Below are 8,618 nucleotides of genomic sequence, written 5' to 3'. Positions count from 1 at the left end.
GTGACTTATTATCCATGCTTTAAAAGCAGGGAAGCTCATCAGCCCGAAGAAAAATCGTGAAAATTTTTGAAACTCTTTGTTATTTTGGTGATGTAACGCCATAAGAGTTGTGAAAAATCGTCTAGCCTCAGAAGCCATTTTCTGAGGAATTGACGATGGTGGGGCAATTACCAATCAACTGGCTGCGGTTGCTGGCGTTTATGATGATTTTGATGCCATCAGTCAGCCCTGCTATTTACACAGACCTTCCCAACTTAATGAATAACCGGTTGCCCGCAGTGATGGCAGGTCATGTAGCCGCTGCGTATCAGCCTCCAGATGCGGCGCTGTTCAGCAATATTCTCGAACCTGCCAAAGCGGGGGCGCTGGTAGGGCTGGTGGATATGGCTGTGCGCAGAGTCACCAGTCAGGTACTGGAGTGTCCGACCCAAAGCCTCTGGCAGGCAGGCTCCATTTTCAGTTCAAGCACACTCAGGGCGAGCGTGTCGGGTGTGCTCTATCACTACCTTGCCCGCTTTGGTTACGGTCTGAACCCTGTGCTTTATGCTGGCCTGTATACAACTGCGGATACTCTGGTGACCGGCAGTATCAATATTTCTGAGTTTGTGGATATTATCGGCTATCCCAAGGCGCGGGATATTGTGCTGGAAGCTGCTGTGCGACAGAGCATTATGGCCATGGCGTTTCAGACTGTAGGCAGCACGCTGGCCTGGATGATTCCATCTCACCCTTACGCAGCAAACCTTATTTCCCAGCTAACGCTGATGTATGGCAGTGCCGTGGCTTATATCGTCTGGCAGGAAGTTCGGTTGTCCTTTGCTGAGCTGAGAATGCTGAACCCAGGGTAGAGAAAGGAGCATTATCTATTTTCAGCTGTACTGACCACTTACATATCCAGTACCCAGTGGTCCTGTTTTTCAGGGCCGCTATTCAGAGGCGCTGTTCATAGGCACTTGGGAATTAAAACAATCGCTCATAGCTTGTTTAATCGAATTCATCACATTCTAGCGGTGATGTTGGCCAATGATGTATTATTTTGCTTCCCCATTTTGTTTTTATAAGTTCCAGATCGGAAATAATTAAATATCCAAAAAGACCCGTTTTTGAAATGAATAGATCTTCACCAATATTTGTAGCTATGTGGTTGTAGGCTAAAGATCCATCGTGGTAAATTTGAGGCTGAACAAAGTCGCCAGGCTTAAATATTGGACTCTCATTCATTAAGCTAAGATCATTCGTATTGTTGGCTACAAAATTACTGTAAGCATCACTGCCCTGTAAAATTCCAGCAAAACAGTAGCAGTCACAGATTATCTCTTGAACCCCATGTAAAATTATCTTAACTATATTTTCGCTTATGTGGTCTGGAAGGATAATAGGTGTTGATGAATTCTTTTTCATCAATTTCATATTGAGTTTTGGTGTGCCGTGGTTTGGCGCTAAATGTGAATGGTATGGTAATAAATCCAGCTGATGGAGTGGTAATACTACACCACGATATTCTATTTCAACGTAATGGCCTAACCTTGCCATCTTTAAAGGAAGAAAGTAATAATCACGCTCTTCCTCTTCAATTTGAATGTTTTGGTAGGCTTCAGGTGAACTATAGATTCTCACCTCTATCGCTTCTTCTTTGCCATGGTTTGCAGCGTGTACATTAAGAGCAAGTAGAAAAAATAAAGTAATGAGAAGTTTATTCTTTACTTTGTCCAAAATTAACATGTTTTGAAATGGTTCTAACATTTTAGTTGCACCCTAAATCATCGCTCTGAAAGAGGTGAGTCAAATTAAATTGAGATGTGTATTTGATGTGCTTATTAATTAATGGTTCTAAAGGGAAGATGACAAGCTGGTCTTAAAAGTTAACACTGAGCTGGAGGAAGGCTTCAGTTGTTATCGTGGTGGTGAACAATACCGCCGTTGTGTCCGTGGGCACCGGGAATGACTTCACCATTATTTCCCGTTCCGCCGGAGCGCAGTGGTTTCTCAAGAATTAAATTATTAAAAGGCCAAGGATAGCGGAATCGTGCAATCACTTCCGGTGAATGATCTTTCACCAATCGTAAAACAAAGGCTGCGCCCAGGAAGGGAAAGAGCAGAGCAATCAGGCTTTGCCCCCAGCGTTGGATATTGGTGAGTTCAGGATCAAGAATCAGGCATAACACGGCTAGAACCGTAAGCCACAGCCAGATAGTAAACAGAACAGCACAGGCAACAATCATCGCGATGGTGAACATGTTGGTCTCCTGTTTGCTGACTTAATAAGGCTATTCCAATTGGGGAACCGCACGCAACAGCTCTTGCGTATAGCTGTGCTGAGGCTGCGTAAGAACGGCTTTTGTAACGCCCAGCTCCACTATCTTACCCTCTTTCATCACCGCAACCCTATGGGCGAGTTGGGGGATGATAGACAAATCATGGGTAATAAACAGGTAAGAAACCCCAAGCTCCTGCTGCAGCTGCTGAAGCAGTTTTAATACTTCAGCACGGGTTGAGACATCAAGAGCGCTGGTCGGTTCATCACAGATAATCAGCTGCGGATTAACCGCCAACGCCCGGGCAATAGCAATACGCTGGCGTTGCCCTCCGGAAAACTCATGGGGATAGCGGTGTCGGTGTTCCGGTTCCAGCTGCACCTTCTGCAGCAGCTCAATCACCCGCTCTTCCCGCTGGTTCGGTGTCAGACCCAGTTTCAGGCTGATCATTCCTTCCTCAATAATCCGCAGCACAGTCATTCTTGGATTCATTGAAGAATACGGATCCTGAAAGATCACCTGTATCTTTCGGCGCAGAGGATGCATGGCACTGCGGGACAAGGTATTGAGGGTATGACCTTCAAAAGTAATATGGCCAGAGGTGGGTTGATCGAGATTCAGGATGGCGCGTCCAGTGGTGGTTTTTCCACAGCCGGATTCGCCTACCAAAGCCAGAGTTTCACCATGACCAAGGGTCAGACTGACCCCATCGACGGCCTTGGTCCAGTTATGGATACGCTGCAGAGCTCCTTGTCGTTGAGGGAAGTGCACCTTGAGATTCTGGACAGACAATAACGCATCGACAGGGGTGGAATCCCGGAAGTGCCGTTGATCCGGCAGGCTGGCAATTAAGCGACGGCTGTAATCTTTCTGTGGGTTGTGGAAGAAACGATCACAGCTTTCTTCCTCGATAATCTCGCCTTGGTACATTACCCCAACCCGGTGTGCAGTTTCCCGTACTACGCCCATATCATGGGTGATCAGCAGAACAGCCAGCTGTCGGGAGCGGCTCAGGCTGTGAATTAAATCCAGCACCTGCTTCTGGATGGTGACATCCAGGGCGGTGGTGGGTTCGTCGGCAATCAACACATCCGGCTCACAGGCCAGTGCTATGGCAATCATAACCCGCTGCTGCTGACCGCCTGACAACTGATGGGGATACCAGTCAATCCGCCGTTCTGGCTCTGGCAGGCCGACTTCCTGCAGCAGGCCAATAATATGTTTACGTCGCGCTTTGCTATCCAGAGTCGTATGCAGCTTCAGGGCTTCTTCGATCTGAGTACCAATCTTCTTGACCGGATTAAGCGACGTTAACGCATCCTGAAAGATCATGGCGATGCGATGGCCACGCACGGCCGTCATCTGCTGCTCGGTGGCACTGAACAGATCCTGCCCCTCAAACAGCACTTCGCCCTCTGTTACGGTGAGCGCATCAGGCAATAAACGCATCATAGCCAGTGAAGTAACCGATTTGCCGCTGCCGGATTCACCAACAAGGGCGTAGATTTCACCGGGGGTAAGATCAAAAGAGATGTTCTTTAAGACCGCATCCTGTGACCGGTTTTTGAGACCGACACTCAGGTTCCTGACCGAAAGCACGGAGGCTTGTGTCATTGGGCACGCTCCTGCCGGTTTTTCGGGTTGAAGGCTTCATTTACCAGATCAGAGAACAGGTTGGCGGCCAGTACCAGCGTAAACATAAAGAAGAAGGCACCGACCAGGTTCCACCAGACGACAGGTTCCTGCGAAAGCTCCGAGCGGGCAAGGTTGATCATATTGCCCCAGCTGGGCATGGAGGAATCAACACCCACACCGATATACGACAGCACCGCCTCCGCCAGCACCAGACCACTGAAGTCCAGTACAAAGGTAATCAGGATGATATGCATCACATTCGGAAGAATATGCTGCCGAATCACCCGAATATGGGACACGCCAAAAGCATGGGCTGCCTGAACATAAGGCAGCTGACTGATCTTTAAGGTCTCGGCCCGCAACAGACGACAAAGTCCGGCCCAGCTGGTAATCCCGAGAATAAAGCACAACCCAAGAAAGCGGGCATCGGCCTTTTCCAGACCCACTTCAAAGAAGCCGGGGTTCAAATCAATAAATACCTGAAACTGCAGAATCGCCGCGGCAATCAGCAGAATGCCGGGAATGGAACTCAGCGTTGTGTACAGGTACTGAACGGTGTCATCGACCCAGCCTTTAAAGTAACCGGCACAGATACCCAGAGTGATGGCAATCGGCATCATAATCAGCGTTGCCAGCGTGCCGATCAGAACGCCGGTCCGTATCCCTTTTATCGAGTCATAAAGCGTATCGTTGCCAGCTCGATCTGTGCCAAGGATATGGTAGAGATTGCCGACATGAAGCAACCAGCCAAGCAGCATACAGATCACCAGAATGGTGGTCATGGCTGTTCCCCAGGGGAGTGAACTTGAGCGTGTCGTCCCTTTCATCAAGGCGCAGAGAATGACTCCGAAGAGTAGTCCTTTGGTTAGGCCTATCAGGCTTTGCCAAAGCAGATCTCTATGATGTTCAGCTTTGTTTTCAAGGTGACTGCCGGCGTGTTCCAAGTCCGGATAATCCCGATAAGTCTGACCCTGCTCGTTGGTCATGTTTTCTTTAGTGAAAGACTTCAAGGCAAAGGGTTCGGAGTAGGAGCGTTCCTTACGTTCGCCCATCTCTCCCAGAATCAGATCCAGTACGCTGTGGACTTTATTCGAGTAATAGGTGGTTTCTGGGTTTTGTCCGGCAGCAGGCGGTAGTGGTTTGCGAAAATGCAGGGAGTCGATCAGTGCCAGTGTTATGTACGACAAAATAATAATAAAGGTGGCCATTCCCAGTCGGGAACTGAATACCTGCCGCCATTGATCACGGGATTCCGGGTTGCTGCGCAGACTGAACAGAAAGGCGGTGATGCTGATAACCAGCAGCCATAGCATAAGATCGGTCCAAAGGATTACCGGCTTGACGGTGAAGATATCCATATCAGTTCAACCTCACCCGTGGGTCAGCCATGGTGTAGGAGATATCCGTGAGAATCAGACCGAGGATATAGAGCACCGAACCCACGAACACCATGGTGCGAACAATGGCAAAATCCTGAGCGCGAATGGCATCGAGCATATAGCTGCCCAGCCCCGGAATACCAAAGAAGGCTTCCATCAACAGGCTGCCCATAAACAGCGAGGGAATCACCACGACCACACCGGTCAGAATCGGTAGCAGAGCGTTGGGCAGAACATGGTGGAACAGCACGCCCAGTTCGCTCACGCCCTTGGCTCGGGCGGTACGAACAAAGTCCTGATCCACGGTTTCCAGAAACAGCGTGCGATACCAGCGGGCGCCCAACCCAATACCAGAAATAACTCCAATCACTACCGGCAGAATCAGGAACTTCCAGGCCATGGCACCGGGTTCAAAGCCAGAGATCGGCACCAGCCGCCACAGGGTTGCCACCATATATTGGCCACCGATGATGTAGAACAACCCGGAGATCGACATCAACGATACAAACAGTGCAACAGCGGCCTTGTCCAGATGGGTGGCGCGAAACATCACCACAATCAGCGCCACACAGATGTTGATCCAGATACCAATAACAAACGTCGGAATAGCCAGCGCAAGGCTTGGGCCCATACGCGTCAGTACATCAGTAGCGATATCCCGGCCATCATCGGCCTGCCCAAAATCCAGGGTGAACAGTTTGAGAGACTTTTGGTAGAAGATGGTGTCGGTAATCCGGTTCAGGCCATCGGCATCAGCGTTATACATCAGCGGATGGTTGTAGCCCTTCTCATGCACCCAGTTCTCAATGGCCTGTGGGGTAACGTATTTTTCGCCGAGATGGGCGCGGGCGACATCTTCCGGGCTGTTCACCACAAAGAACAGCACGAAAGTGATCAGGTTAACGCCAACCAGAATCGGAATGGCGTAGAGCAGCCGCCGGATGATGTAGGCAAACATGGTCAGCCGTTCCCCCTTTGGCTCGTGCTTTTATTGATGGTCTGGGTCTGCCGGCGGCGGTAGGCGCGAATCGCCGGAAAAATAATAATGGCGGTTCCGGCCAATCCTGCGATGAGCGGCCAGACAACAGGTGTGTTCCATTGCACTTGCCTCTGGCTGCGTTCAGCGGTGTCCAGCCTTAGATATTTGAAGGTATCTTTGGCGATGCCATGACGCTTCACATTGCTGACCCAGCTGTTATTCAGGTAGTACTCTTTGGTGTGATAACCGCTAAACCAGGGCGCATCCTTTCGTACCATTTCGACCATACGTGCCAGAAGCGCTTCCCGTTCGGGGCTGTTGTCCATGGCTTTCATTTGTTGGAACAGGAGGTTGAATGCCGGGTTGTCGTAATTGCTGGTATTGGCACCATCACACTGACAGTTCTCACTGGTCTGGGAACCATCAAGCAGGAACAGGAAGTTTTCCGGGTCGGGATAATCGGCCAGCCATCCCCAGCCAAACATCTGGGTATTGCCGTTGCGCATTTTCTCCTTGAAGCGCACATAGTCACTGGTGCGGTATTCAAGCTGGATACCAATCTTCTCAAACTGTCGTCTGCGCCAGTCGGCGATCGGACCGGCATCGCCTCCGGTGGTATCGAGATAAAGAATCAGCGGCTGGCCGGTATTCTTATCCCGGCCATTAGGATAGCCAGCCTCGGCCAGCAGACGTTTGGCCTGCTCAACGGATTTTCGCTGAGGTCTGCCATCGACCCAGTCGTAGATGTAAGGGTTAATGCCGGCCTTGCCTTCCACGTACCCGGGAATCCCGGGAGGGATGGGCCCTTGCGCGGCCTGTCCCCGGCCATTAGCAAAGATCTCCAGAAACTCTTCGGTATTGATAGCTATGCTGATGGCCTGACGCAGTTTGCGTTTGGCTTCGGTCGTGCCGCCCACCACCGGGTCTTTCATATTAAAGCCGTAGTAATAAATAGACGGCTTTAGCTCGGTACTGACAGTAATTCCCCGATCGAGCATCTCCTGGCTGAGATCGACACCATTGCCGGACACCGTGAAGGCCCGGTCGAAATTGCTGGAGCTGATATTGGCGCCATCATCCCCCGAGCGGTCATACCAGCCCTGCATAAATTTGGACCATTGGGGCAGGCTCTCCTTTTCCAGCCGAAAGGTAGCTCGATCAATAAAAGGCATGGGCTTACCAGCATCGGTGAGAAAGCCTTTCTCTTTGTCGCCCGGTGCGCCTTCGGAGGGAAAGAGATCGGTGCGATAGTTGGGGTTTCGCTCCAGGGTAATGCCACTGTTGGGATCATTGCGGGTCATCATGAAGGCGCCGGTACCGATGGGATACCAGTCCACGGTCATATTGCGGTTCTGAAAACCGGGATTGTGATAGAATCTGTCAGCCTCCCAGGGCATGGGGGCAAAAAAGTGCATGGCCAGCCAGTAACGGAATTGGGGATAAAGGCCCTTGATTCGGATAGCCAGTGTGTACTTGTCTACGACCTCGACTCCTTCCAGCGGCAGAGTTCTTAAATCAAGCCAGCCACTCCGATCCTGCGCCATAACGGTTTTGCTGAAGTCCTCCATCCCCACGATGTAATTGGAGAGGAAGCCAAGCAGCGGGGATTTATTTTTCGGATCGGCCAATCGCTTGATGCCATAGGCGAAGTCGGCGGCTATCAGCTCGCGGGTTCCGCTTTGAGGAAAGTCATAAAGGGTCTTGTACTGCAGTGCAGAGCTTTCATCTTTGAACAGATATAGAGCATTGTCCTGCTCATCTTTAGCCAGAGCAGGATGAGGTTGATAACGAATATTCGGTTTTAAGGTGATGATGTAAACACTGTAAGCCGGCTGAGAGCTGTCCCTTGGAACCGGCTTGAGATGCTTATCCAGATAGGAAACTTCCGGCATGCCTTTGGCAAGCGCGGGTTCCAGCACATAAGGTCGTTTCAGAAAATGGTAACGGTAGGGCGCTTCGTAAATCTGGTCGATAAACAGGGCTTCTTCAGCACTGTAGGAGCGAACCGGATCAAGATGCTGCAGACGAGTAGAGAAGCTGCCGTAGTAAACGGTCTCGCCGGGTTGCTCTGGCGGGTTTGGGTTGTTCCAGGACGTGTCGGTGCAGCCGGTCATTATCATAACCAGCATCAGCCCGATGAGTAATTGTTTTACTGTCCCTGTCGGGGGCATAGAGAGTCTGCCAGAAAGCCAACCGTATTTAATAAATGTGGCACTGATTGTCCGAAGGGGACAGTTTTGAAGCCGGTTGAGATTATGGGTAGGGACTGTTGACGTTTTATGATCGCGCTCAGCTTCCCCGAGAGTTTTCAGGGCTAGGCGCAGCGATGCAGGAATAGTGGTTCTCTTTCAAATCGCTGCAACGACGCCC

General features: G+C 50.6%; 7 protein-coding genes. 1 reads left to right on the top strand and 6 read right to left on the bottom strand.

Features of this window, described 5'->3' with window-relative positions; all coding sequences use genetic code 11:
• Window positions 1-155 precede the first annotated feature (155 nt).
• Window positions 156-848: a hypothetical protein gene (locus EHSB41UT_RS04235; protein ID WP_087107243.1), complete on the top strand. Its 693-nt coding sequence runs from the start codon at window positions 156-158 to the stop codon at window positions 846-848.
• 136 nt (window positions 849-984) lie between these two features.
• Here the strand turns inward: EHSB41UT_RS04235 and EHSB41UT_RS04230 are convergent, their stop codons facing one another.
• The 6 genes from EHSB41UT_RS04230 to EHSB41UT_RS04205 form a co-directional block, all read right to left on the bottom strand.
• Window positions 985-1,743: a hypothetical protein gene (locus tag EHSB41UT_RS04230; RefSeq protein ID WP_087107241.1), complete on the bottom strand. Its 759-nt coding sequence runs from the start codon at window positions 1,741-1,743 to the stop codon at window positions 985-987.
• Between the two features lie 143 nt (window positions 1,744-1,886).
• Window positions 1,887-2,237, bottom strand: a complete 351-nt coding sequence (locus tag EHSB41UT_RS04225; RefSeq protein ID WP_087107240.1) for a hypothetical protein — start codon at window positions 2,235-2,237, stop codon at window positions 1,887-1,889.
• Between the two features lie 30 nt (window positions 2,238-2,267).
• On the bottom strand, window positions 2,268-3,869 hold the full coding sequence (locus EHSB41UT_RS04220) for an ABC transporter ATP-binding protein (protein WP_087107238.1): 1,602 nt from the start codon (window positions 3,867-3,869) through the stop codon (window positions 2,268-2,270).
• Window positions 3,866-5,248: an ABC transporter permease gene (locus tag EHSB41UT_RS04215; RefSeq protein ID WP_087107236.1), complete on the bottom strand. Its 1,383-nt coding sequence runs from the start codon at window positions 5,246-5,248 to the stop codon at window positions 3,866-3,868. The genes EHSB41UT_RS04220 and EHSB41UT_RS04215 overlap by 4 nt, the downstream gene beginning before the upstream one ends.
• Window position 5,249: 1 nt before the next feature.
• Window positions 5,250-6,227, bottom strand: coding sequence for an ABC transporter permease (locus tag EHSB41UT_RS04210; protein WP_087107234.1), 978 nt, complete (start codon window positions 6,225-6,227; stop codon window positions 5,250-5,252).
• 2 nt (window positions 6,228-6,229) lie between these two features.
• On the bottom strand, window positions 6,230-8,362 hold the full coding sequence (locus EHSB41UT_RS04205) for an ABC transporter substrate-binding protein (RefSeq protein WP_242667233.1): 2,133 nt from the start codon (window positions 8,360-8,362) through the stop codon (window positions 6,230-6,232).
• Window positions 8,363-8,618: the final 256 nt, after the last annotated feature.

It is taken from the genome of Parendozoicomonas haliclonae (genome assembly GCF_900174585.1).
In the GTDB taxonomy this organism is placed as follows: Bacteria; Pseudomonadota; Gammaproteobacteria; order Pseudomonadales; family Endozoicomonadaceae; genus Sansalvadorimonas; species Sansalvadorimonas haliclonae.
This window is presented reverse-complemented; position numbering and strand designations above follow the sequence as displayed.